This is a genomic window from Pseudidiomarina salinarum (genome assembly GCF_000753715.1).
GTDB classification, from domain to species: domain Bacteria; phylum Pseudomonadota; class Gammaproteobacteria; order Enterobacterales; family Alteromonadaceae; genus Pseudidiomarina; species Pseudidiomarina salinarum.
The window spans coordinates 1-23,232 of sequence record NZ_JPER01000011.1; the positions used below are offsets into that span (position 1 = coordinate 1).

General features: G+C 51.6%; 21 protein-coding genes and 1 other RNA gene. 16 read left to right on the forward strand and 6 right to left on the reverse strand.

Annotation, left to right across the window (positions count from 1 at the left end; genetic code table 11):
• Positions 1–42 precede the first annotated feature (42 nt).
• Positions 43–2,484, reverse strand: a complete 2,442-nt coding sequence (fadE, locus tag IDSA_RS11575; protein ID WP_034777222.1) for an acyl-CoA dehydrogenase FadE — start codon at positions 2,482–2,484, stop codon at positions 43–45.
• 167 nt (positions 2,485–2,651) lie between these two features.
• Between fadE and IDSA_RS11580 the strand changes: the two genes are divergently transcribed.
• Positions 2,652–3,374, forward strand: a complete 723-nt coding sequence (locus IDSA_RS11580) for a DUF3108 domain-containing protein (RefSeq protein WP_051986257.1) — start codon at positions 2,652–2,654, stop codon at positions 3,372–3,374.
• Between the two features lie 19 nt (positions 3,375–3,393).
• Here the strand turns inward: IDSA_RS11580 and purN are convergent, their stop codons facing one another.
• Positions 3,394–4,032 (reverse strand): phosphoribosylglycinamide formyltransferase, encoded by a 639-nt coding sequence (purN, locus tag IDSA_RS11585; RefSeq protein ID WP_034777226.1) that lies wholly within the window; start codon positions 4,030–4,032, stop codon positions 3,394–3,396.
• On the reverse strand, positions 4,032–5,075 hold the full coding sequence (purM, locus tag IDSA_RS11590) for a phosphoribosylformylglycinamidine cyclo-ligase (RefSeq protein ID WP_034777228.1): 1,044 nt from the start codon (positions 5,073–5,075) through the stop codon (positions 4,032–4,034). The genes purN and purM overlap by 1 nt, the downstream gene beginning before the upstream one ends.
• A gap of 173 nt (positions 5,076–5,248) precedes the next feature.
• Here purM and rimI point away from each other — a divergent pair, with 173 nt between their 5' ends.
• The 6 genes from rimI to IDSA_RS11615 all read left to right on the forward strand — a co-directional run bounded on the left by rimI (position 5,249) and on the right by IDSA_RS11615 (position 11,367).
• Positions 5,249–6,409 (forward strand): ribosomal protein S18-alanine N-acetyltransferase, encoded by a 1,161-nt coding sequence (rimI, locus tag IDSA_RS11595; RefSeq protein ID WP_034777230.1) that lies wholly within the window; start codon positions 5,249–5,251, stop codon positions 6,407–6,409.
• Positions 6,410–6,415: 6 nt separating this feature from the next.
• Positions 6,416–6,774: a transfer-messenger RNA gene (gene ssrA / locus IDSA_RS12065) on the forward strand.
• Positions 6,775–6,857: 83 nt separating this feature from the next.
• Positions 6,858–8,393 carry a replication endonuclease gene (locus IDSA_RS11600; RefSeq protein ID WP_126760520.1) on the forward strand — a complete coding sequence of 512 codons (1,536 nt, stop codon included), beginning with the start codon at positions 6,858–6,860 and terminating at the stop codon, positions 8,391–8,393.
• A gap of 248 nt (positions 8,394–8,641) precedes the next feature.
• Complete coding sequence (locus IDSA_RS11605; RefSeq protein ID WP_051986259.1) at positions 8,642–8,875, forward strand: hypothetical protein; 234 nt, start codon at positions 8,642–8,644, stop codon at positions 8,873–8,875.
• A 520-nt stretch (positions 8,876–9,395) separates the two neighbouring features.
• Positions 9,396–10,475, forward strand: coding sequence for a tyrosine-type recombinase/integrase (locus IDSA_RS11610; RefSeq protein ID WP_034777233.1), 1,080 nt, complete (start codon positions 9,396–9,398; stop codon positions 10,473–10,475).
• A complete protein-coding gene (locus IDSA_RS11615; protein ID WP_034777236.1) occupies positions 10,447–11,367 on the forward strand; it encodes a hypothetical protein in 921 nt (306 codons plus the stop codon). Before IDSA_RS11610 ends, IDSA_RS11615 begins: the two co-directional genes overlap by 29 nt.
• Positions 11,368–11,509: 142 nt before the next feature.
• On the opposite strand, the gene IDSA_RS11620 is transcribed toward IDSA_RS11615, so the two are convergent.
• Positions 11,510–12,013 carry a GNAT family N-acetyltransferase gene (locus tag IDSA_RS11620; protein ID WP_034777238.1) on the reverse strand — a complete coding sequence of 168 codons (504 nt, stop codon included), beginning with the start codon at positions 12,011–12,013 and terminating at the stop codon, positions 11,510–11,512.
• A gap of 189 nt (positions 12,014–12,202) precedes the next feature.
• On the opposite strand from IDSA_RS11620, the gene IDSA_RS11625 reads away from it, so the two are divergent.
• The 8 genes from IDSA_RS11625 (at position 12,203) to IDSA_RS11930 (ending at position 21,642) form a co-directional block, all read left to right on the forward strand.
• Positions 12,203–13,222 (forward strand): zinc-dependent alcohol dehydrogenase family protein, encoded by a 1,020-nt coding sequence (locus IDSA_RS11625; protein ID WP_084694130.1) that lies wholly within the window; start codon positions 12,203–12,205, stop codon positions 13,220–13,222.
• Between the two features lie 128 nt (positions 13,223–13,350).
• A complete protein-coding gene (locus IDSA_RS11630; protein ID WP_034777241.1) occupies positions 13,351–13,731 on the forward strand; it encodes a BlaI/MecI/CopY family transcriptional regulator in 381 nt (126 codons plus the stop codon).
• Complete coding sequence (locus IDSA_RS11635) at positions 13,724–14,662, forward strand: M48 family metalloprotease (RefSeq protein ID WP_034777243.1); 939 nt, start codon at positions 13,724–13,726, stop codon at positions 14,660–14,662. Before IDSA_RS11630 ends, IDSA_RS11635 begins: the two co-directional genes overlap by 8 nt.
• Positions 14,662–15,918, forward strand: coding sequence for a TolC family protein (locus IDSA_RS11640; RefSeq protein WP_034777245.1), 1,257 nt, complete (start codon positions 14,662–14,664; stop codon positions 15,916–15,918). The genes IDSA_RS11635 and IDSA_RS11640 overlap by 1 nt, the downstream gene beginning before the upstream one ends.
• On the forward strand, positions 15,915–16,193 hold the full coding sequence (locus IDSA_RS11645; protein ID WP_034777247.1) for a hypothetical protein: 279 nt from the start codon (positions 15,915–15,917) through the stop codon (positions 16,191–16,193). Before IDSA_RS11640 ends, IDSA_RS11645 begins: the two co-directional genes overlap by 4 nt.
• A 21-nt stretch (positions 16,194–16,214) precedes the next feature.
• Positions 16,215–17,735, forward strand: a complete 1,521-nt coding sequence (locus IDSA_RS11650; RefSeq protein ID WP_034777249.1) for an efflux RND transporter periplasmic adaptor subunit — start codon at positions 16,215–16,217, stop codon at positions 17,733–17,735.
• Positions 17,736–17,743: 8 nt separating this feature from the next.
• Positions 17,744–20,818 (forward strand): efflux RND transporter permease subunit, encoded by a 3,075-nt coding sequence (locus IDSA_RS11655; RefSeq protein WP_034777252.1) that lies wholly within the window; start codon positions 17,744–17,746, stop codon positions 20,816–20,818.
• A gap of 107 nt (positions 20,819–20,925) precedes the next feature.
• Positions 20,926–21,642, forward strand: coding sequence for a hypothetical protein (locus IDSA_RS11930; protein WP_051986260.1), 717 nt, complete (start codon positions 20,926–20,928; stop codon positions 21,640–21,642).
• Positions 21,643–21,822: 180 nt separating this feature from the next.
• On the opposite strand, the gene IDSA_RS11665 is transcribed toward IDSA_RS11930, so the two are convergent.
• On the reverse strand, positions 21,823–22,047 hold the full coding sequence (locus tag IDSA_RS11665; RefSeq protein WP_034777255.1) for a hypothetical protein: 225 nt from the start codon (positions 22,045–22,047) through the stop codon (positions 21,823–21,825).
• Between the two features lie 387 nt (positions 22,048–22,434).
• Between IDSA_RS11665 and IDSA_RS12305 the strand changes: the two genes are divergently transcribed.
• Positions 22,435–22,932: a papain-like cysteine protease family protein gene (locus IDSA_RS12305; protein ID WP_084694132.1), complete on the forward strand. Its 498-nt coding sequence runs from the start codon at positions 22,435–22,437 to the stop codon at positions 22,930–22,932.
• Here IDSA_RS12305 and IDSA_RS12210 read toward each other — a convergent pair.
• On the reverse strand, positions 22,906–23,232 hold a 327-nt coding region (locus tag IDSA_RS12210), incomplete at its 5' end, for a hypothetical protein (protein WP_232221311.1). The two genes, IDSA_RS12305 and IDSA_RS12210, sit on opposite strands and share 27 nt — an antisense overlap.

The window sequence follows — 23,232 nt, forward strand, 5'->3', positions numbered from 1 at the left end:
AAACCGGGTCCATGGACCCGGTTTTCTTTTAACTGGCTTCACTTACTTGCAGATGTGCAGTTTCGCCCACTCATGTGCGGCTTTACCCGCCATCAGTTCTTCATGGGCAAAATCATCCACATTAATGACCTTGAGGCGGCCTGCTTCAGCACGCTCTAACAATTCAACTTCGTCATCGTTCAGCACACCTAACTGCTTGCCGGTTGCCGCAACTTTATCAAGGAAGATAAAGCCCATACGCTTATTGCTGGCTTTGCGAACCTTATCAAACAGCGGCTCAGCCGCGATGATATCCTTCAGCGCCTGCTCCAGGTAGCCAAACTGGCCTTCCGGTGACAGGAACTGGCCTTCACCTAAGCGCTCGCGGCTTGGGTTGGGTTGCAACAGGATGCGGGCCACTTTGCGGTCGGTTTTATCAGACGGACGCTTAGCGATACGGCCAAACGGATACATGATGACACGCATGGTCTTGCCGATGGTGCCGAAGTTATCCAGCAGGGCCAGCTGGCTTTCCTGCAGCTTATACAGAGTATCCTGCATAGCCCAGTGCACCAGCGGCAGGTCGTCTTTCAGACGGCCCTGATCATCAAAGCGCTTCAGTACCGCCGAGGCCAGATACAGATAGCTCAGCATATCGCCCAGCCGCGCAGAAATACGCTGCTTGCGCTTCAGTGAACCACCGAGCACGCCCATGGCGACGTCTGACAACAAGGCCAGGTTAGCGCTGAAGCGGTTCATCTGCTGATAGTAAATTTTGGTGCTGTCAGAGAATGGCGCTGAACTGAAGCGGTAGCCGCCCAGACCGAACGCCAGTGACCGCACAAAGTTGCTCATGGCAAAGCCGATATGGCCGAAAATAGCTTTATCAAAGCGCTTCAGGCCCTCAGCGTTATGCTCGGCTGATGCCAGCATCTCTTCCAGTACAAAAGGATGGCAGCGAATCGCGCCCTGACCGTAGATCATCAGGCTGCGGGTAAGAATGTTCGCACCTTCCACAGTAATGGCGACCGGTACGCCCTGATAGCCGCGGCCCAGATAGTTGCTCGGGCCCAGGCAGATGCCTTTACCGCCGTGAATGTCCATGGCGTCATCCATGCACTCACGCAGTTTTTCTGTCATGTGGTACTTGGCGATGGCCGAGATCACAGATGGCTTCTCGCCCAGATCGATGCCTTTGGTGGACAGGGTAGTCACCGCGTCCATCAGGTAAGCGTTACCGCCTAAGCGGGCCAGGGCTTCTTCGACGCCTTCCATTTTACCCACGGGTAAATTGAACTGACGACGGATATACGAATAAGCGCCCGTTGCCAGCGCAATGGATTTAACGCCACCGGCACTGTTTGACGGCAGGGTAATTGCCCGGCCGACCGACAGACACTCAACCAGCATACGCCAGCCTTTACCTGCCATTTTCTGGCCACCGATGATGTAATCCAGCGGCACAAATACGTCCTGGCCACGCACCGGGCCATTCTGGAATGGCACGTTAAGCGGGAAGTGGCGACGGCCAATCTCCACGCCTTTGGTGTCGCGGGGAATCAGCGCAGCGGTAATGCCGAGTTCTTCTTTATCGCCGATCAGTTTTTCCGGATCCGATAGTTTAAACGCCAGACCGACAACAGTCGCAACCGGTGCCAGGGTGATATACCGCTTGTTGAAGTTCAGGCGGATACCGACAATCTCTTTGCCTTCCCATTCGCCTTTACAGACCACACCGGTATCGGGAATAGAACCCGCATCGGAGCCCGCTTCCGGACTGGTCAGCGCAAAGCAGGGGATTTCCTTACCTTCAGCAAGGCGTGGCAGGTAATAATCTTTCTGTTCTTCGGTGCCGTAATGTTGCAGCAGCTCGCCCGGGCCCAGTGAGTTAGGAACACCCACGGTGCTGGCCAGAATGGTGCTGACACCGGACAGTTTCTGCAGTACCCGCGACTGGGCATAGGCAGAGAACTCAAGACCACCGTATTGCTTCTTGATGATCATGGCGAAGAACTTGTGCTCTTTCAGATAAGTCCAGACGTCTTCCGGCATATCAGCCAGTTCATGGGTCGCTTCCCAGTCGTTGAGCATCTTGCAGACTTCTTCAACCGGGCCATCGATAAAGGCTTTTTCTTCATCGCTCAGTTGCGCTTTCTGAATACTGTGCAAGGTTTTCCAGTTGGGGGCGCCACGGAACAGCTCGCCTTCCCACCAGACAGTACCGGCATCGATCGCGTCTTTTTCAGTAGTCGACATTTCCGGCATGATTTTGCGGTACATGCCCAGCAGCGATTTAGACACCACGCCACGGCGGAATGCGGTCAGGTTCAGCGGTACCAGCACCACCGCCAGCAGTACCCACAGCACCGGGCCGACTACGCCCAGCAGGCTGCCGACGGCAAACAGGGCAACCAGACCGAGGCTGGTGACCAGCAGCGAGCTGCGGTAATAAAGTAACCCGCCGAAAACGAGTAAGGTGACTATAATCCAAAGCGCGACTATCATTATTTAAACTCCGGCTAAATGCTTGAGGTCAGACCAGTTTATGATGCCGGTAATCTAGCGCGTTTGCGGCTCATTTTCAAGCGAAATTTGAACGCGCGTTTGAAAATTGGAACCGGCCGAAAAACGCGGGGTCTGAATGTGTATAACGAACCATGAAGGAAACATTGATGCTGAAACTGCTTACCGGATTTGCCTTGTTGCTTACGCCGCTGGTTATGCCACTGGTTGTGCAAAGTGCTGAGCTGAAAATCTACGAAACGCACTATATGGTTCACCGGGGCGGGTCTCACTACGGTGAGGCAGTGCGGGCGCTGAAAATCGATGAAGACGGCCGTTACCAGTTGTACACCGAAACCGAAATATCCCTGCTGTTTTTATCTGATCGGCGGCGGTACTGGAGTACCTTCACCTTCGATGATGGCCAGGTAGAGCCGGTTTTCTTTGAATATCGCCGCTCCGGCACCGGCAAGGACAAACGCTTTGCCGCGACCTTTGACAGTGATAAGCAGCAGGTGGTCAATGCCGCAAACGGTGAGCCCGTAGCTATTGAATGGGGTGACGATCTGATCGACGAGGCGAGCATGCTGGAGCAACTGCGTTATGACCTGCAGGCCTCGGACGCCACTGAGTTCAACTACCGGGTTATTGAGGGCGATGCGGAAGAAGATCACTTAAAGTATGCCCGCCTGCAGCAAGAAACCCTGAAACTGCCTTATGGCGAGATTGACGCGATTAAAGTGGTGCGGGTGCGGGAGAATTCAAGCCGCGAAACCGATTACTGGTTTGCGCCGCAACTGGGCTATGTGCTGGTCAAGATGCAACAACGTGAAGACGGCGATGAAGTCGCCACGCTGTTGCTTGATACGGCAGAAGTGGGTAGCCCGGAATAATCCGCGGAAAAGCCCGCGACTATTCGTCAGCGTAGCCGGCCGGGCCTAACAGCTCGCCGTCCAGCTCAACACCTGCATCGGTGAGTTTTAAGCGGCCGCTGCAAAACCAGCTGACCACCAGCGGATAAATACCATGCTCCTGGGTCTGCACACGCTGTTGCAGATCCTGAGCGGTATCGCCTTCAAACACCGGCACCCGGGCCTGCAGAATAACGGGCCCGGCATCGAGCTCTTCAGTGACAAAATGCACACTCACACCATGCTCGGTATCGCCTGCATCAAGCGCCCGCTGATGGGTATTGATGCCGGTATACTTGGGCAGCAGTGAAGGGTGAATATTGAGCATACGGCCATGATAATGGGTCGCGAAATCCGCTGTCAGGATCCGCATAAAACCAGCCAGGACCACCAGGTCAGGGCGGTAGTTATCAATCAGCTTCTGTAATTCGGCGTCATAGGCTTCGCGGGTAGGGTAATCCTTATGCGAGAGCACTTCGGTGGCGATGCCGGCTTCGGCCGCGATATCCAGGCCGCGGACGCCGGCTTTGTTGCTGATAACGGCAACCACATGGCCATCAATGCGGCCGGCTTCGCAGGCCTCAACGATGGCCTGCATGTTACTACCCGAGCCGCTGATCAGAACAACAATACGCGCCATCAGTGAATTTCAACCTGAGCTTCGTCGCCGTTGCGTTCAGCCACTTCACCGATAACCCAGGCATCTTCGCCCTGATCACGCAGCAATTCGACCGCTTTCTCAGCCTGGGCGCCGGATACCGCGATAATCAGGCCCACGCCGCAGTTAAAGGTGCGGTACATTTCTTTGGTGGTCACGTTACCCTGCTGCTGCAGCCAGTTGAAGATAACCGGCCATTCCCAGCTGCTGTCATCGATAACCGCTTTGGCATTGTCAGGCAGTACGCGCGGAATATTTTCCCAGAAGCCACCACCGGTAATATGTGAAATGGCGTGCGCATCGATCTGCTCGAGCATCGCCAGCACAGATTTCACGTAAATACGGGTAGGGGTGAGCAAACGCTCCGCCAGCGGCTTGCCGTCGAGCTGTTCGCTGGCGACATCAGCGCCGCTGACTTCAATGATTTTACGGATCAGCGAGTAGCCGTTTGAGTGCGGGCCGCTTGAGGCCAGCGCCACCAGCTTATCGCCGGCCGCCACTTTGGTGCCGTCAATGATGCGTTCTTTCTCGACCACACCAACACAGAAACCAGCGATATCGTAATCGCCCTGTTCGTACATGCCCGGCATTTCAGCCGTTTCGCCGCCAATCAGCGCGCAGCCAGCCTGCACACAGCCTTCGCCGATACCGGTGACCACATCAGCGGCTACGTCGACGTCGAGCTTGCCGGTGGCGTAGTAATCCAGGAAGAACAGCGGCTCAGCGCCCTGAACAATCAGGTCGTTGACGCACATGGCAACCAGGTCGATACCCACGGTGTCGTGTTTTTTCAGGTCAATCGCCAGGCGCAGCTTGGTGCCCACGCCATCGGTGCCGGATACCAGCACCGGGTGTTTGTATTTAGTGGGGAGTTCGCACAGCGCCCCGAAACCACCGATATTGCCCATCACTTCAGGCCGCTTGGTGCGCTTGGTCACGCCCTTAATACGTTCAACTAAGGCATTACCGGCATCAATGTCTACGCCGGCATCTTTATAACTCAGAGAAGGTTTTTGGTCGCTCACGGGTGGTCCCTTTAGGTAGTGCGAAAATTTGCGCATTAGTTTAGCACTTTAGGGTGCCCGGTGCGATATGGGATAACCGAATCTGCAATGAAAAAACTACTGCCGCGCTGATTAGCCGGTTCAGGTATAATAGGGCGATGAAATTGCACTGCACAACCTGAGAATTAGCTTATATGTCTGAAACCAGTACCGTTTTACTGACCCGCGCCACTCGTGAGCATCTGGATGCGCTGGAACGTATTGAAACGGCCAGTTTTATTACCGATCGCATCAGCCGGCGCAGCTTCCGGCGCTTTATCGATCAGGATATCGGCGACTTTCAGGTATTGCTGAGTGACGGCGACGTGGTGGGGTACTACATCGTACTGTACCGCCAGGCCACCCAGCTGGCGCGTCTGTATTCACTGGCGGTGGCACCGGAACACCGGCGGCGCGGCTTTGGCACCCTATTGCTGGATGCCGCCGAGAATGATGCCGATGAGCGCCACTGCCTGTTTATGCGGCTGGAAGTAAAAACCGACAACGTTGCCGCCCAGACCATGTACCACAAGGCCGGATACTACGATATGGAAATCCGGGCCGAGTACTATGAAGACGACAGCGACGCGTTGATTCTGCAAAAGCTGCTGCCAAGCTTTGAGCTGCCCGAAGGCAGCAACGGCACCCAGCGGCTCGTGCCATACCGCACCCAGACCACGGACTTTACCTGTGGCCCGGCGAGCCTGCTGATGGCGATGGCCTATTTTGATATCCCGTCGAACGATGCCCATTACGAAGAGCTGGAGATCTGGCGCGAAGCCACCACTATTTTTATGACCTCCGGTCATGGCGGCTGCGGCCCGCATGGGCTGGCCCGCGCAGCGCTGAAGCGTGGCATGCAGGTAAGCCTGCACGTGAGCGTAGAGGGCCCGTTATTGCTTGATTCCGTGCGTAACAACGACAAAAAGCAGGTCATGGCGCGCATCCAGGAATACGACATCGCCGCACTGAAAGAAGCCGGCGTGCCGATTGTGGTAGGGGATTACACCGTGCAACAACTGGTTGCCGATCTGAACGATGGCAAACTGGTGGTCGCGCTTATCAGCACCTACGTGTTTGATGAGAGCAAAGCGCCGCACTGGGTACTGATTTGCGCCGCCGACGACAACTATGTGTACATCAATGATCCCGACCAGGATACCTTCCCCTGGCAGTCGGCCGCGAACCGCCAATATCTGCCGATTCCAATCGCTACATTCCGCCGTGCATTTGGCTTCGGGCGGCGTAAGCAGAAGGCGGCTCTGGTACTTGAAAAAGGTGACAAAGCCCCCGCAAATATGTATAATAACGCTTAACACTCAGGGGCTGATTTGGATTCGACGGAATACACGAAACCCAAGGTGCATGCCGAGGTGAGGCTGGCCTCGTAAAAAGCCTCAACCTAATAGTTGCAAACGACGACAACTACGCACTAGCGGCTTAATAACCCGCTCTGCCCGTCCCCCAGCGCTTTGTCTATGAGACTGGATCAGGACGGCTAACCCTAAAGTAGACTCGCGTGGAGGCTTCGCTCGGAGCTGAAGCGTTAAAACCAATCGAGCTCGTTAGTGTCGAAGCCTGTCAGCCGGCGTCGCACTGATTAACTAAATGACTGACTAAGCATGTAGTACCGAGGATGTAGGTATTGCGGACGCGGGTTCAATTCCCGCCAGCTCCACCAACACTAAAACCAGCGCAACCCGCGCTGGTTTTTCCTTTCCCAGCAATAACAAGGCTTTGCGCCTGTTTCATCAGGTCGAGCAAGTGCGCTCGAGTACCCCTGAATACCCCCCAGAAACCCAAAAAAGACACCCTTTAAGTACGCCTGGTGCCAACTTTTTGCTGCCTAATACACTTCTGAATCGTGTTTTGCGCGACTACCAAAGTTACGATGTCGCCCAAGCTTCGATGCTTCTGCGTGACATTCAAGACTATCTGCGGATTGATGATCTCGACTTGGCCGAACCCGACAGTCACCGCAACTTCGCAAACGCTCAAGCTATTTCCTGCCGAAGAATTCGCAGCGAATACCCTCAAGACATGGCATTACACCTGTGCAAACAACGATTTGATAATTACCAACTGGGTGAATTGAAGTTCGATGATGAAGCGATACTGAAGCGTTTAAGCGATCGTGCGTTTTGGCTACGCCGCATACGCTCCAAGACCAATGAAACGATTGCCGAAGTTGAACGCTTGTTGCACCTTGTTAGCGCGCATCGTGGTATCTACTGTGGTGATAAAACACTGGCACTTTTTGATGAATCACAACAAAAAAGTGAGGAGTTTCTGAGTCGGAGCATGCTTGTCTGCAAAGATGGCGAACAAGTAAGCCTTGCCGAGATTAGCAAACATACTATTTCAAACCCTGACATTCTTTTTGCTGAATGGATGGTGCGCGTTCGTGGGTTCGAGGAGGTTGCAGAACACTTTCATCATGCTGCTGTCATGGTCACGGTTAGTACACCGTCACGGATGCACCCGATATTGAAAGCAAGTGGCAAACCCAACCCGAAATTCGATGGTACATCGCCCAAGGAAGCGAACGACTATCTGAACCACGTTTGGCAACTGATAAGAGCGAAATTCGCGCGAGCCGATATTTCGCCTTATGGGATGCGAGTCGCAGAGCCGAATCATGATGGCACACCTCACTGGCACATCTTACTGTTTATTGCTCCTGACAAGCTCAAGCCGTTGAAACGAATTGTGAAGCACTATGCGCTGAAAGAAAGCCCGAATGAAAAGGGTGCAAGAAAATACCGTGTGAACTTCGTTGATATTGATCCCAACAAAGGTTCAGCAGCGGGATACCTTGCGAAATATATCGCGAAAAACATAAACGGCATAAAGGGCAAGGCGGAGAGCGACGCAGGCGGACGCGTGGCCGCGCGGCGCACCCGCGCTTGGGCATCGGCTCATGGAATACGCAAGTTTGCTCAAATCGGAGGTCCACGAGTCACCGTTTGGCGTGAACTTCGTCGGCTAACAAACCCTGTAAAAGATTCGACGCTCGAGAAATTACGCCTAGCGGCTGATTCATCAAATTGGGCAGCATTTTGCCTATTGATGGGCGGAGTAGGTGACAGGGGGCGAATTGACGTTCACCCAATGTATTCAAGCGCATCAGCTAATCAGGATTATCACGAATTAGCTAATGTGAACCAATACGGTGAGCCTCGTCGCCCGCGCATTATTGGTATACGTCACTCGGTAAAATTGATACTGACACGTTTTCGCAGCTGGTATGGCGTTCTGCCGCAAGAGCCACCGAACATCGAGGCGCCTATGCTGCATTAAATTCAATCACTGTTCGATAGCTTGCCCAGCGAGAGATTTCGCTGTGCTCAGTGGATCCTGTAGATCGAGATATGTGGAGATTTAGAATGAATTCAGAGGCTGCCTGCCACGCTGAATTCAATTTCGGTGTTTGTAAGTTAGAAATCTGAGCCGCTGAAGCGGTTCAGCCGACCGAAGGTCGGGTGAATCGATGAAGTGGCCTTGGACTTGTGTAAATAACTGTACGGTTAACGATCAAAGGAAAAATAATGGGTAATCCACTGAATATGCAAACAGCAATCTTTTCCCATGACGAAGCGGTATCGCTGATTCACTGTGCCGTGTACCCCAACACATCAGCTGACCCAAGTATTGCCGAAATTGGCGTGGTCGTCGGTTTGCTTGATATGAATGACGAGGTTGAACTGATCGTTAAATTCCAGTCGTCAGTCAGCCAGTACACCAAATCAGAACTGATTAGCCAGTTCGTGATTGAGAGTTAACAAGTTGTTGACACGATAGGGAACCTGAATTATGTTTGTTTTGAGGCTGGCAGAGTTAAACATATTACAGACTCATATACATTTTGGAAGAAACGAAAAAAAGTATGGGGCACCATGCAACAGTAGTTCCGATGGACTTAGGTGTCTGTCGAGAAACGAACAAATTTTAAGCCCCCAGTTACCGCGAAAAAAACTCCTTTATAGATATATTGCCAATCATTTAGAAACATACCGTGTCCGCCTCACTCGCGTCGTGCGTTTGATCCTGAATCTTATTGCACGTGAACTTTTTCGGCTATCTCGTATAGCCACGAGTTGCATGGTGTTTCAAATGAACAATAACCCCATAAAATGGGTAAAGCTTGATAAATTCTGTGAGCAAACAGGCTTCACCCGAAAATCTGTATATGCACTGATTCGTAGCGGTCGTTGGATGATCTCCAAGCACTTTACCAAGCAAGGTCGTCGTTACTTTATAAATATCGTCGAATACGAACGTTGGGTAGAAAGGGGATAAATTATGAAAACCTCAATTTACCCCGGCATCAGTATTGGCAAAAACTCGATTCGCATGGAGTTTCTGTTTAACGGCAGGCGTTGCCGCGAAACGGTTCGGGTTGAACCTACCCCCGAAAATTTGAAGCTAGTGAAGAAAAAGCGTGATCGCGTCCAAATGAAAATCGATTTTGGTGAATTCGATTATGCTGCTGAGTTCCCCCAGAGCAAAAATGCTTACGAACTATCGAATGATAAAGCTTCGCTGCTGACCATAGCTGCAATGTGTGAACAGTGGTTTACGCAGAGCCACAAGACTTGGGCATACAGCACATGCAAAGCGAACAGCGGTCGCCTCAATAATCATATTCTACCGAATTTTGGCGATACTATTGTGGGGGACTTCCGGGCATCACATTTCAGATGCTGGCAAACAAAGGCAAAGCTCAATCCAAAAACAGTCAATGAGGTGCAAAGCCTGTTAAGCCAAGCCTTTGATCATCTGGTCTACGACGACATCATTGAACGTAACCCAATGAAGAGCGTTAAACGACTAAAGGTAAACTCCAAAGAGGTGCAACCGTTCAATGCTGATGAACGCGAACGGATTCTGGCTGCTTTACCTGAAGGATATGCCCGCGAGTTTTATGAATTCGCATTCTGGACAGGGCTTCGCACTGGTGAGCAAATCGGTTTACGCTGGGAGAATGTTGATCTCGAGCGGGGCGTTATATTCATTCGCGAGTCCATTGTGAAAGGCAGACAAGCTGGTACGAAAACGGCTGGAAGCAACAGAACTCATGAGCTTCACCCAAAAGCGCTGGCGGTGTTGAAGAGATTGCCTGGACAGTCAGATTATGTATTTCGCGATCCTGCCACAGGGCAGCGTTGGAAATATGATGGAGTACCACGCGAACGTTATTGGCAGCCAGCTTTAAAACAGGCTAAAGTCAGGTACTTAAAACCTTATGCATGTCGGCATACCTATGCATCAACAATGCTTTCAGGCGGCGAAAATCCGATGTGGGTCGCAAAGCAGCTTGGTCATAAGGATTGGGGAATGATAAGGAAAGTTTATGGTAGATGGATTACTAATAAAAATTAAAAGTTTGGGAATAAGTGGCTTATTTTTGATTTGCGCGGTCTTCGCCATGATCCTTGGCGTGGTTGGCAGTATTCTTGAGCTCGATTATCTTAATGGATTTATGGCCTTATCAGGTTCATTGGTAGTAGCATTTGCAGCGTCATATAATAACGCTGTAACAATGAAGAAGGCAAAAATTACTGAAGAAGTCGAAAAAGTCAGAAAATTTAATCTCATGATAGGCGAATTAAAATCAGCAACAATAGCAATGAGTCAGTCTTTCAGTTTAGTCCATGATTGGTATGCCGATAAGAAAAGAGATATTTTAGGTTCTTTGCGATACCTAGCCTACTTAAAAAAAATAAGCATTTCTCATATAACCGTAAAAAATCCGTTAGACTTTTACGACTTACTCTCCAGCAACGATACTACTTATAAAGCGGTTGATCCCACCAAGGTTGGTAAATCTTCAGTAATGCTTTGGGATCTTTCTTACTTCATTCGTATACATAATGAGTTAGAGGAAAAGTTAATAGAACTTGAGAAATACCGAGATATTGTATCTAAACTTGCTAACTTTAGTGGTAAGGAGTGTCTGACGATCTCTTTTAAGTTTGAGGGCTACCAGGATAAATTTATTTTAATTAAGTATATTACTTTATATGAAGAAATATTAGAGGTAATGGAATATTATCTGGTGTACGGTGCGCATATACTTGTCCATATGCCGCCAAGTGTGCTTGATTTTGTCGAGGCGAATTTCGAATCCGCTCCATCGGTGGCTATATCGTCGTTTGGCGAAGATGAATTGATGAATTTAGTTAAAGAAATGCGATATGAAAAGATGAGCAACGCGGATGTTGAAGCAATGACTTTGGCGTTGATAGAAAAAGACAAAATCGAACTAGATTAAATTTAAACGACTAAAAAATAAGGGTAAAAAATGGGTTCAATTCCCGCCAGCTCCACCACATTTGTTAAAAAGCCGCCCATCCGGACGGCTTTTTTTATGCCTGTAGCCCGTGGTTCTACCACGGGTAAAACCCGCAATCGACTCAAACCTCAACCAAATACCGGCTAACCCGCTCGTCACCAACCTCAATAACCGAATCAAGCGCACCGCCACAAGACTCAATCATCGCAACAGATGCAGCATTATTGGTGTGGCAATGAATATGAATGCATTCGATCCCAAAGCTTCTCGCCTGGTCGATGCTCATCTTAAGTAGTTCACTACCTAAGCCTTTACCGCGATATGAAGGGCGAATGCCCAACCCGATATGACCACCACAGTGCATTATTCTGTCGTTTAAATGGTGGCGGATATTGGTGCAACCGATGATCTCGTTGCCATCAGCCAGCCAGTAAGTTGAACTCGGAACAAAGCCTTCAGGAATATTCCGACCCATGCGAAAGTCGTCGATTCGTCTGAGCATCGCGGGAAAGTCCCGGTGGTCGAAGTCGAGTGGAAAGGGATAGCGCTCCTCGTTACCCAGCTCACTAATGTAGGCGCAATAGCTTTGCTGAAATTCAGCATTGGGTAGTACGAGTTTTCGCACGTGAAATCCTTCTAAGTAAGAGCGTTCTGCATGAATGATGATTAGATGTTTACCAAATATGAGGCCGCAGGTCTACGTCGTCCGCACGTAACGGCCCGCATCTCCACTGCAACCGCAGCCTTCTTTGTATCCCACTCCTTTTCCAACTACCTTTTATACATGATCCATCGTGATAAAAGGAGTACGACTATGGCAGACAAAATCAAAGCACTGAAACTTCAGAAACCCTTCGGACTCGATAATATCAAGCTAACCGAGATCGATGATCCGGGCCAGCCAGGGCCGGGCGAGATCCGCGTGCGAGTTAAGGCAAGCTCACTGAACTATCATGACTACGGCGTCGCTAACGGCTCCAGTCCGACGGAAGACGGACGTATCCCGATGGCTGATGGCGCCGGCGTGGTCGAAGCGGTCGGTGAGGGCGTCGAAGAGTTCGAGGTAGGGGATAAGGTGGTTTCCACTTTCTTTCCGCACTGGGAGACCGGTCCGGCGCTCGTGGCCGACTTCAGCTCAACGCCGGGCGACGGAATTGACGGTTACGCACGCGAAGTCGTGGTGCGTCCGACCCGGTACTTTACCCATCAGCCAAGTAATTATACCCATGCTGAATCGGCAACCCTGACCACGGCCGGTCTCACCGCCTGGCGCGCGCTGGTCGTGAATGGCGGCATCAAACCCGGTGATTCGGTGCTGGTACTTGGCAGCGGCGGCGTTTCGGTATTTGCATGCGTGTTAGCCAAAAGCCTCGGCGCAACCGTATTTGCCACCTCGTCTTCCGACCAAAAGCTGCAGCGCTACAAAGAGCTGGGCGCCGATCATGTGATCAATTATGAAGACGACCCCGAATGGGGCAAAACGGTCAGCAAATTAACCGAAGGACGAGGCGTTGATCACGTGATTGAAGTCGGCGGGCCCGGCACACTGCCGCAGTCGATAAATGCCGTCGCACTAAGCGGACATATTGCGCTGATTGGCGTGCTGACCGGCATGAAAGGTGAAGTTCCGACCGCGAAACTGATGGGCAAGCAAGCCCGGTTACAGGGCTTGATAGTCGGTAGCCGCGCCCACCAGCAGGATCTGGTACGCGCTATTGATGCCAGCGGCGTGAAACCCGTCATCGATAAATGCTTCGGCCTGGACGAGCTAGCCGATGCCTTTCGCTATGAAGAAGCCGGCAAACACTTCGGCAAAATCTGCCTCGAATTTTAAAGCACACGTAGCCCGTGGTTCCACCACGGGCAATCCCCTAAAAGCCTGTTCACCCAAAAACCGATTGACAATCGGTTTTTGGGGTTTTAACCTGCCGGTTGATATCTAACAGATATGAGCGGTATGCCATGAAGCTTGGTGAGTTAGAAACACTGATTTTAAAATTGATCTGGGAATCGGGCGGGGGTTCGGTAAAGGATGTATACAACCGCGTGAAGCCGCTGCGTGCGCTTACTCAAAACACGGTTCAGTCAACGCTGGAGCGACTTTACCGCAAAGGGCTGTTGACGCGGAAGAAGCAAGGGCACGCGTTTATTTACGCAAGCAAACTCACCAAGGAACAGTTGACCGCTCAGCTGTTGACGCAATTAATGGCGGAATTTGACAGCGACCCCTCAATGACTATCGCTGCTTTTGTTGAACAAAATCAGGCTATCAGTGATGAAAAAATGCAGCAGCTACGCCAGCTGGTTAACGCCTTGAAGGCACAGGAGTCAGGGGATGCCTGAACTTCTGATGTCAACGATTCTACTTATGGCACTGGCCGTTATCGCCGGCATTATTGTGGTCGAGACAGGCATGCAGTTCCGGACAACGTTCCGGCCTGGCGCTCAGCTTTCAGCGAATAGGCTGATGCTGGCCACTTTTCTGCCCGTTGCCTGCTTACTGGTATGCGTTTTTGCGCTCATTTTTTCGTTTGCCGGCAAAGCGCTTGGCTTCATCGCCGATCATTGTCTGGAGCACGGCTTAGGGCATCCTCACTTATGTCTTGAGCATTTCACCCCGCAGCAGAGTAGCCTGATCACAGTGATGGCATTGCTGGCAGTGGCTGCTATCGTCAGCGTTAAGGTGATTGGTCTGTTCAGGCGGTTAAGCGGGCAGTCGTTACTGAACCGACACCTGCGCCAGATTCACTCCGGCGTGATTAATTGGGTGGACACCCCGCGCGAAGTCGCGCTGGTGAGCGGTCTATTGCGGCCGCGGATCTATATTTCCCGATGCTTGCGCAAACGTTTAGACCAAAAAACGCTGCGTCTGATTGTTGCCCATGAGATCCAGCATGTTCGCAACCGCGATCTGATTAAAATGTGGGGCATCGAACTTACATTATTGCTCTACCGGCGCAGCACCAGGCAAGCCCTGCGTGCAGCCTGGGTAAACCGTCGCGAGCAGCGCGTAGACGCTCAGCTGGCACAGCGGTTCGGGCGCAGCGCGGTGGCCGAGTCGCTGCTGAGCATGGTTCAGGTGGACAAGCATGAGCCTGCACTTAACAGTAATGGTGGTGAAATCGAACGACGCCTGCAGGCACTGCTGACGCCGGCAATGGCGCCGGTTGGCCGCTTGTCGCTGGTGCCGCTGTTGTTGCTTCTCTTAATTACGGGATTTGCGGTTGCCACGCAGCACCACGCGCTGGAAACGCTGATTGGGTGGATAAGCTGATGATGTATCGAAAAATCGCGACCGCCGCGGTGGTGTTCACTGCGCTCACTAGTTTTATATTACCGGCCTCCGCTCAGGTTGCTACGCGGGATAGCGTCGCGGGCATGACCGAGCAACAGGTCATCCAGGCCTTTATGCGCCATCAGCGGATGCAGCAGTGGCTGGACAGTCAGAAATCGGCGATTGACGCGGAACGCCAGGGGGCGGCGCTACTGAGCAATCCCGAGGCGGAAATAGTCTATGAGCCGATGACCTTCGATGATGGCAGCGAAGAAAATGAAACCGCTATTTGGTTAACCCAGCGCTTTGCTGCCTGGGGTGCCCGGGCCCATCGCCAGCAAGCCGCAGATTATAAGGCTTTGGCTGAATCGGCCGATATGCAAATTAAAGTGCGCGATCAGCTCACCGGGCTGCGCCTGGACCTATACCACCTGAAACTGCTGCAGGCCCGTTACTTTGCCCATCAGCAATGGGTTGAGCAACTCGCTGGTTTGGTCAGTATGAGCGAACAGCAGGTGGCGGCTGGCGAGCAGTCTAAACTTGCGCACTTCCGGTTGCAGCAAGAGCTGTCTGCAGCACGGCTGACCCTGATTGATATCGAGCAACAGGTTATCGGCAAAAGTGCTGAACTGGAGCAAGTAACGGGCATGGCGATTGTCGATATTGCCGAGCCGTTATTGCCCGCTCATCTGAATCACGAAACCCTGAATACGCTGTCACCCCCAACCGAAACACCCGAACTGCGCCTGCTTTCAGCGCAGCAGAAACAACTTGAAGCGCAAGGTGCTGCCGCTCGTAGTAAGGCCTTGCCCGAAGTTTCTGTGGGTGTCGGCTTGCGCCAGATTGATAACTCCCAGGGGAGCCATTCAGAAGCCGCGTTTCAGGTTGGCGTTGAGCTGCCTTTATTCGAACGCGGGCAATACCAGTCTGCCCGCTATGAACAGCTGCTCTCTGCCGTAGCGATTGAGCATGAGCGAGCCCGGCAAGCACTCTTGCAGCGCTTTGGAATGGTCAAAGGCCAACTAAAAGCGGCACTGGCCGGGGTAAAACAGGCACAACTTCCGAACGTCGACACCATGTTGAAGACGGCCACTGAAGCCTACTGGCTGGGCGAGATCTCAGTCAGTGAACTCATTGATATACAAAGCACACAAATTGAATTATCGGAGCAGCAACTAACTCAGGAGTTTGCTGCCCGTAAATACTGGATAACCCTACAAGCTTTATTACAACAACCTATGGAGAATTTACGATGAAAACATTCTGGCAAGTACTCGCGTCGCTGGCATTGCTGACCACTATTGCTGCCTGCTCAGGTGACGACCATGGCCATCCGCATGCGGATGACGGTAGTCATGATACCGCCGAACAGCACGAGCATGGCGATGACAGCCATACCCATGACGAAAAGGCGCCTGAAACCGAAGCCTATTACGGCGACGAAGAACAGGCCACCAAAGATGGTGAAGCAGGTGGTGAAACAAAGGATGAGCATACCCACGATGATGGCGAAGAACATAGCCATCACTAATCCATAATGCAGGACATGACCATGCGATTTTCTCAAATTATTACCAGTGCCTTCGCTTGTTTTATTCTGTCTGGCTGCGGCCAGGCTGAGGAAGCATCGCATGATCATGCTGAGGATGGCCCTCCGGCGTTGGTTTATACCCACTACACTGAGCAAACCGAATTATTTGTCGAGTTTCCGGCACTACGGGCTGGCCAGAGTTCACGCTTTTTAGCCCACCTGACAAAACTTGATGACTTTTCTCCGGTAAAACAAGGAACCCTTGATGTTGAGCTACAGCAAAATGATCAGCTCAAGGCGCGTTTTCGGGTAAAGACACCAACGCGGGACGGCTTATTTACGCCGGTGGTTACGCCAAAAAATCCGGGGCGTTATGAATTAGTGGTACATATACAGAATGATGAGATTGATAGCCGCCATCACCTGGGTACCGTTGAAGTATTCGCGCAAGACGAGGCTGTGCAAGTGGAGCAGGCTGCGGTTGACGGTGATATTACCTATCTGAAAGAGCAGCAATGGGAACAGCCGTTTGCGACTGTCCCGGTTAGCGAGAAAGGATTGCGGTTGTCGGTACCGGCGTTTGGCACTGTCATGGCGCCTGCCAACCAGCGAGCGACTGTGCGGGCACCTCAGGCCGGCTATTTTTTTCCTGAGCCATTGCTTAACTCAGGTAGCCCGGTAACCAGTGGGCAAAAGCTTGGTGTTTTCGTACCACGGGCTGAATCGGATCAGGATCTTATTACCCTGCGGTTACAGCTCGCCGATTATCAGGCGCAGCTGGCCCTTAGCAAACAAGAGGTTGAACGCCTGACCCGACTGGTCGAAAACGGCGCCATACCCGAATCGCGGTTGCAAAAAGCCCGCACTCAGCAGACTAATCTGGCTAATCGGGTAGAAGCGACCCAGGCCCGTATCGAACAGCGCCAACTGGGTAAAAGTGCTGGTGGCATCGCCCTGGTAAGCCCCATCGAGGGCACTATATTGGTGAGTCATGCCATGAACGGTATGTACTTGGATCCACAGCAGGTTTTGTACGAGATTTCATCGCAGAACTATCGCTGGCTTGCGCTGGCTATACCGGAACGCTTCAGCGATTCAGTTCAGGCTATCTCAGGAGCCTGGCTGGATCATGAACAGCGAACGCACCGCTTTGATGACGACAACGCCACCGTGGTTTCACGCAGCTTAAGCATTGATAAGCAAACCCGTACCTTCAATGTAACCCTGGCGTTTGAACCAACCAGCTGGAATCCGATGATTGGTACCACTGTTGCTGCCCATGCACTGCTCGAAGCAAAAAAGACCGCTACCGCGATTCCGACGTCGGCAGTGATACGCCAGGAAGGTAAAGATGTGGTATTCATCCACACCGGCGGCGAAACCTTTGAGCGCCGTGAAGTTACCCTGGGAATCCGTGACGGTGGCTGGATTGAAGTTGTTGCCGGCGTGAAACCGGGTGAGCGGGTAGTCAGCAAGGGCGCTTACGATATTCGGTTAGCAGCACTAGGTGGCGAAGAAATTGGCCACGGACACGCACACTAAGGATTATTATGATAGAGCGCATTATCCAGTGGTCGCTGCACAACCGGCTGATTGTTATCGCAGTGGCACTCGTGTTACTGGTGTGGGGCAGTTATTCAGCCGCTACTGCGCCGGTCGATGTTTTCCCTGATCTGACCGCCCCCTCAGTTACCGTGGTGACCGAAGCTCATGGCATGCCCCCGGAAGATGTTGAGAAACTCATCACGTTTCCCATCGAATCTGCAATGAATGGTGCCTCTGGTGTGCGTCGGGTGCGGTCAACGAGCGGCATTGGTATTAGCGTGATTACCGTCGAATTCGATTGGGAAACAGACATCTACCTGGCCCGACAGATGGTTTCTGAACGCCTGCAAACTCTTCGCAACGAATTGCCGGAAGAAGTTTCGGCTCCGCAAATGGCGCCGGTTTCGTCGATCATGGGCGAAATTATGTTTCTGGCGCTGACGTCTGAAAAGCACAGCGAAATCGAACTGAAAACTACTGCTGACTACACCATTCGTCGTCGCATTTTAGCGGTGCCGGGCGTGGCTGAAGTGATTTCGACCGGCGGCCAGGTCAAGCAGTATCAGGTTATTGTTCAACCAGCAGCGCTGATTGCGCATGATTTGTCGCTTGAACAGGTAACCGGCGCGTTGCGGGGCGCAAGTATGACCTCATCGGCAGGCTTTGTATCGCAGAACGCGCAAGAATTCCTGATCCAGGGACTGGGTCGTATTCAGTCTCCGGGGGATATTGAACAGACAGTGATTAGCAATAAAGAAGGTGTGCCTGTATTGGTGCGTGATATTGCCGTTGTTCAGATTGGCGCTGAGCTACGCCGCGGTACCGCTGCCTTTAATGCTGAATCGGCGGTGGTGTTAGGGATTCAGAAACAGCCCGACACGAATACCTTGACGCTTACCAGAGAGCTTGATCAGGTTATCGCGGATATTAACAGCAGCTTGCCGGAAGGTATGACGTTGCAAACCGATACGTTCCGCCAGGCTGACTTCATTTCAACGTCAATCGGCAACCTTAAGAATGCGCTCCGTGACGGCGCTATCCTGGTCGTCGCTATTATGTTCCTGTTCTTATTCAGCGCCCGGGCGACCGGTATCGCTTTGGTGGCTATTCCGTTATCGCTGCTGGTGGCGGTACTGACTATCCGGCATTTCGGTGGCTCACTGAATACCATGACGCTCGGCGGTATGACAATTGCGCTGGGAGCTTTAGTTGATGACGCCATTATCGTGGTTGAGAATGTGATTAAGCGACTGCGTGAAAACCGGGCGCTCGCTGAATCAGAACGTAGCTCGCGGTTAAGCGTAATCGGTCGTGCTACCCGCGAAATTGAGAGTTCGATTGTATTTGCCACTCTGATCATTGTACTGGTGTTTTTGCCACTGTTTTTCTTAACCGGCGTTGAGGGGCGGTTACTGCAACCACTTGGCGTTGCCTACATTGTCTCTATTCTGGCTTCACTCGCGGTAGCGGTGACAGTCACACCGGTGCTTAGCTACTATGGACTGGGGTCGGGCGAAAGCGTACTCAAAGCCCATGACACACGCTTCATCAAAGCACTCAAAAATGGCTACCGGCCCCTGCTGAACTGGTCGCTAGCGCATCCCCGAGCCTTATTATCTGGCGCCGGGGTGGTGCTGCTGATCGCGGTAATCACCGCATTTCAGTTTGGTCGGGGATTCTTACCAGAGTTTAACGAAGGGAGCCTGACCGTTAGTGTAGTCACTATTCCGGGAACTTCACTGGAGAAGTCCGATGCCATCGGCAGCCGCGTCGAACGCTTGCTTTTGGATGAACCTGAAGTTGTTGCCACGACCCGCCGGACGGGACGGGCTGAACGCGATCCGCACGCGCAACAAGTGTTCGCTTCTGAAATCGACGTCAAGCTGAAGATGAAGGACCGTTCAAAAGAAGCCTTGTTGGAAAGCCTGCGGAGCAAGTTTTTTATGCTCAGTGGTACCAACGTCATCATCGGCCAGCCCATCTCGCATCGTATTGATCATATGCTATCGGGAACCCGCGCCAATATCGCGATAAAACTATTTGGTAGTGAGCTCTATCGTTTGCGCGAACTTGGCGCACACATTGAAAGCCTGGTTAAAGAAGTGCCCGGCGCCGTCGATGTATCCATGGATCAGCAAGCAGAGATCCCGTTCGTTACCTTCGATTTTAACCGCGCGCAGCTGGCACAATACGGATTAACCGTAGAACAAGCCTCCCACGCACTCGAAACAGTATTTGCCGGTACCACAGTTAATCGTATTCTTGAGAATGAAGCATCGTTTGAACTGGTGGTGCGGTATCCGTATTCCTACCGGGAAGACATAGATAGTTTACGCAATACGCTTATCAAGCTTCCGAACCGCGCCGTAGTTCCGTTTTCAGCAATCGCGACGATTGAAAAAACGCGCGGCGCTAACACCATCACCCGCGAAAGTGTTCAGCGCAATCTGGTGGTGATGGCCAACGTGAGCGGGCGCGATTTGATTGGCGTGGTAGAGGACATCAAACAGCAACTGAACGCGAATTTGGACTTGCCGAGCGGCTACTATGTGGAATACGGCGGCCAATTTGAGAGCGCTGAGCGAGCCAATACGCGTTTGTTATTACTTGGTGCGGGCGTGATCTTGGGTATCTACTTACTGCTGTTAACTGCCTTTAAATCAGCCAAAGATGCGTTTTTGGTGATGGTTAATCTGCCGTTGGCACTGATAGGCGGAATAGCCGGGATTTACTTTGCCGGTGGCATCATCAATATCGCCGTAATCATCGGTTTTATCACGCTGTTTGGGATAGCCACAAGAAACGGCGTTATTCTGGTTGATTATTTCAGGCAACTGACCGGACAGGGCGTAGCTTTGCGCGATGCGATAGTCCAGGCTTCCGAGGAGCGGTTAGTTCCGATTCTGATGACGGCTCTGGCGACTGCGTTGGCACTGGTTCCGTTATCATTAGGGCTGGGCGAGCCGGGCAGTGAGATCCAGGCTCCCATGGCAATCGTTATCCTTTGGGGACTGATATCGTCGACCCTTCTTAATATGATGATTGTGCCGGCCGGTTACTGGCTGATGCGGCGAGACTAGCCCGCGCCCGAAAAAGCTGGGGTAGTTCGATTAAAAGCAGCAGCACCAGTAGTACCCAGCCATCGACGAAGAAATAGTTAGCTTTAAACATGACAGGGATATCATTTGTGAAACAGTTCTTCGTAGCGTCATGGGTGCTGCTCTTATCCGCCTGTTCAGCAGTGCCGGAGAATCCGGTCACCCTCCATGACTATGACAACGCTCCAGAGATTTATATCGACGGCAGCACACTGTTCTACGTGGCTAGGATCTCAGAAGAAAATAACAAAGTAGCCTTTGAGCTTGCTGCTGACCACCAGATAACAGCGCTTTACATAGAATCCCCGGGCGGTCTTGTGTCGCAGGGCATTGCACTGGCACGGCTGGTTATGGATCAGGGCCTTGATGTCTACGTTGGGCCTCTCTGCGCCTCATCCTGTGCTAATTATATACTGCCAGCGGGTAAGCAAGTGTACCTGCAGCCCGACAGCATTCTGGGATGGCATGGCAGTTCTTATCAGAAAGACGTGAGCAACGCTCTCAGTAACGGCGATGAACGGTATCGGGAATGGAGAACAATGGAAGAGCAGTTCTTCACCGATGTTCAGGTTTCGCAGTTTGTGACCGTGTGTGGTTTCGATGACGCTACATTAATGGATAAATGGCTGCATGGTCTTGGAATAGCTCCGATAGTAGGTTTTACCTATTCACTGGATCAGCTCGAGGCTTTTGGCTTCAGCAATATCATCGCCCCAGTCGAGGGCTGGAATCCGCCAACATTAATTTATGGCGAAAAAGTATTTCAGGCGGAATACTGCGATTCAATGAGCTGGGATCTTGAATGAGGCCTGCTGAACGATATCGCATTAATGGTGCAATGCCGGCGATAGATGAAGTGCGGAAGAGGGCACAACGATTTACTGGCGTGGACGTTCTGGACCGATCAGTGGGGTGCGAAAACGCTGTCTGAAGAACAAGCCGGGCACTTCAGACAGGATCTGGTTCACATGGTGATCAGCAATGTCCTAACCCTTGAGCAGCTTATCTTTAGCTTTAAGGATATCCTCTAAATAGCAGTCTTCCGGGCCTGGCATATTCTCTTCGGTGGCAACCTGAAGTTCCCGCGCGTCAAATTCCCATTGATCGAGTACTTTAAGCTTCTCAGCAGGAGTGAGATCGTTGTCTTTCAGCACATCGTCGGGGCTGCCGTAGGCCGCTGACGGGTCAGTTAAAATGTCTTGCAGTTTCATAACGCCTCCTCTAGTCAGAGTTACTTCAACAGTCGGATTTTTAATGCGCCCTGACTCTTACTAGTCTAGTTGATATACCTAAATTCGCCACATCGCGGCAGTGAAATGGGGGGATAAAAATTCTCACTGGCGAACAGCCGCGGCCTAGCTATACTTCGCAGAAGAAAGCAAAGTTTGTTGCCTTGACCGGGTAACCGACTAATCGGTTTCGTTGGGCCCGCCACAAAAACTGAAATTCCGTGGGAAATACCAGTATTTCTGTGGAAGGTCTCGGGATGGCATTTGCGTTTCAGCGATTGAATATTTATGACAGCCTCCTTTGACGCTGTTTAATGTCTGTTGGCATAAATATTCGTGTGAGCAAATTCTTATTTCGAGGTCATAGAAATGAAAAAATTAACCCTAGTCTTATTAACGATATTATTGCTAACCCTCTCATGGTCATCTCCTGCGATTGAAAGACAGCGAGCGGTAAATTGGTGTTGGGCTGCTTCAGTGCAAGATGTAATGGCTCAAGCCGGCTACTATCAGACACAAGAGCAGATATCTGCGCGTTTAGATGGATGGCCCACAGATAGACCCGCGTATACCAGCGAACTTGTCATGTTGCTGCACGCCTACGGGTTTCGCGCATGGCAGGCCGGACGTCCACGCTCACCAGAAGAACTATACGGGTCTTTAAATACTGGATGGAAACTAATAGCTTTTGTACGACCATCAGATGGTCCCGTCGGACATTTTATCGTTTTACAAGGTGTCGACCCGCAATCCGGAGGTATCGTCATCTCTGATCCATGGACGGGCTACACATATGTAGAGTCCTTGCAGAACTTGTATCAGGGTTGGCGCTGGGGCGATTCAGTAATCGTTGGAACCCCGAACTAGAGTATTGGGTTTCTCTTCGCAGGTTCGTTGCTTTGGGAGTGACGAGCCGGCGTCGAGATTTGCTTGTTGCGCTTTAGCTACATTAGACGTTAAGACGCAGTTTGCTGCCATCAGTAGATCGGCGATTGCAATGAGCCAAAAACGGACATTATCTAAAGCACGCTTGTATTTCGGATTTGTGCCAAGGTGGACATAAAATGACCGGGATGATTTAATCATTTTTAGCGACTGGCCATCATAGTTAATTTTTTTATATAGCACTGAAAACACCGGTTTCGCTGCGCTCACTATTTTTAGCCC

Bases quoted from the DNA above. Each gene is read 5' to 3' on its own strand.
- fadE (WP_034777222.1), bottom strand. From the start codon at position 2,484: ATGATAGTCGCGCTTTGGATTATAGTCACCTTACTCGTTTTCGGCGGG.
- IDSA_RS11580 (WP_051986257.1), top strand. From the start codon at position 2,652: ATGCTGAAACTGCTTACCGGATTTGCCTTGTTGCTTACGCCGCTGGTT.
- purN (WP_034777226.1), bottom strand. From the start codon at position 4,032: ATGGCGCGTATTGTTGTTCTGATCAGCGGCTCGGGTAGTAACATGCAG.
- rimI (WP_034777230.1), top strand. From the start codon at position 5,249: ATGTCTGAAACCAGTACCGTTTTACTGACCCGCGCCACTCGTGAGCAT.
- IDSA_RS11605 (WP_051986259.1), top strand. From the start codon at position 8,642: ATGGGTAATCCACTGAATATGCAAACAGCAATCTTTTCCCATGACGAA.
- IDSA_RS11610 (WP_034777233.1), top strand. From the start codon at position 9,396: ATGAAAACCTCAATTTACCCCGGCATCAGTATTGGCAAAAACTCGATT.
- IDSA_RS11615 (WP_034777236.1), top strand. From the start codon at position 10,447: ATGGTAGATGGATTACTAATAAAAATTAAAAGTTTGGGAATAAGTGGC.
- IDSA_RS11625 (WP_084694130.1), top strand. From the start codon at position 12,203: ATGGCAGACAAAATCAAAGCACTGAAACTTCAGAAACCCTTCGGACTC.
- IDSA_RS11630 (WP_034777241.1), top strand. From the start codon at position 13,351: ATGAAGCTTGGTGAGTTAGAAACACTGATTTTAAAATTGATCTGGGAA.
- IDSA_RS11635 (WP_034777243.1), top strand. From the start codon at position 13,724: ATGCCTGAACTTCTGATGTCAACGATTCTACTTATGGCACTGGCCGTT.
- IDSA_RS11640 (WP_034777245.1), top strand. From the start codon at position 14,662: ATGATGTATCGAAAAATCGCGACCGCCGCGGTGGTGTTCACTGCGCTC.
- IDSA_RS11645 (WP_034777247.1), top strand. From the start codon at position 15,915: ATGAAAACATTCTGGCAAGTACTCGCGTCGCTGGCATTGCTGACCACT.
- IDSA_RS11650 (WP_034777249.1), top strand. From the start codon at position 16,215: ATGCGATTTTCTCAAATTATTACCAGTGCCTTCGCTTGTTTTATTCTG.
- IDSA_RS11655 (WP_034777252.1), top strand. From the start codon at position 17,744: ATGATAGAGCGCATTATCCAGTGGTCGCTGCACAACCGGCTGATTGTT.
- IDSA_RS11665 (WP_034777255.1), bottom strand. From the start codon at position 22,047: ATGAAACTGCAAGACATTTTAACTGACCCGTCAGCGGCCTACGGCAGC.
- IDSA_RS12305 (WP_084694132.1), top strand. From the start codon at position 22,435: ATGAAAAAATTAACCCTAGTCTTATTAACGATATTATTGCTAACCCTC.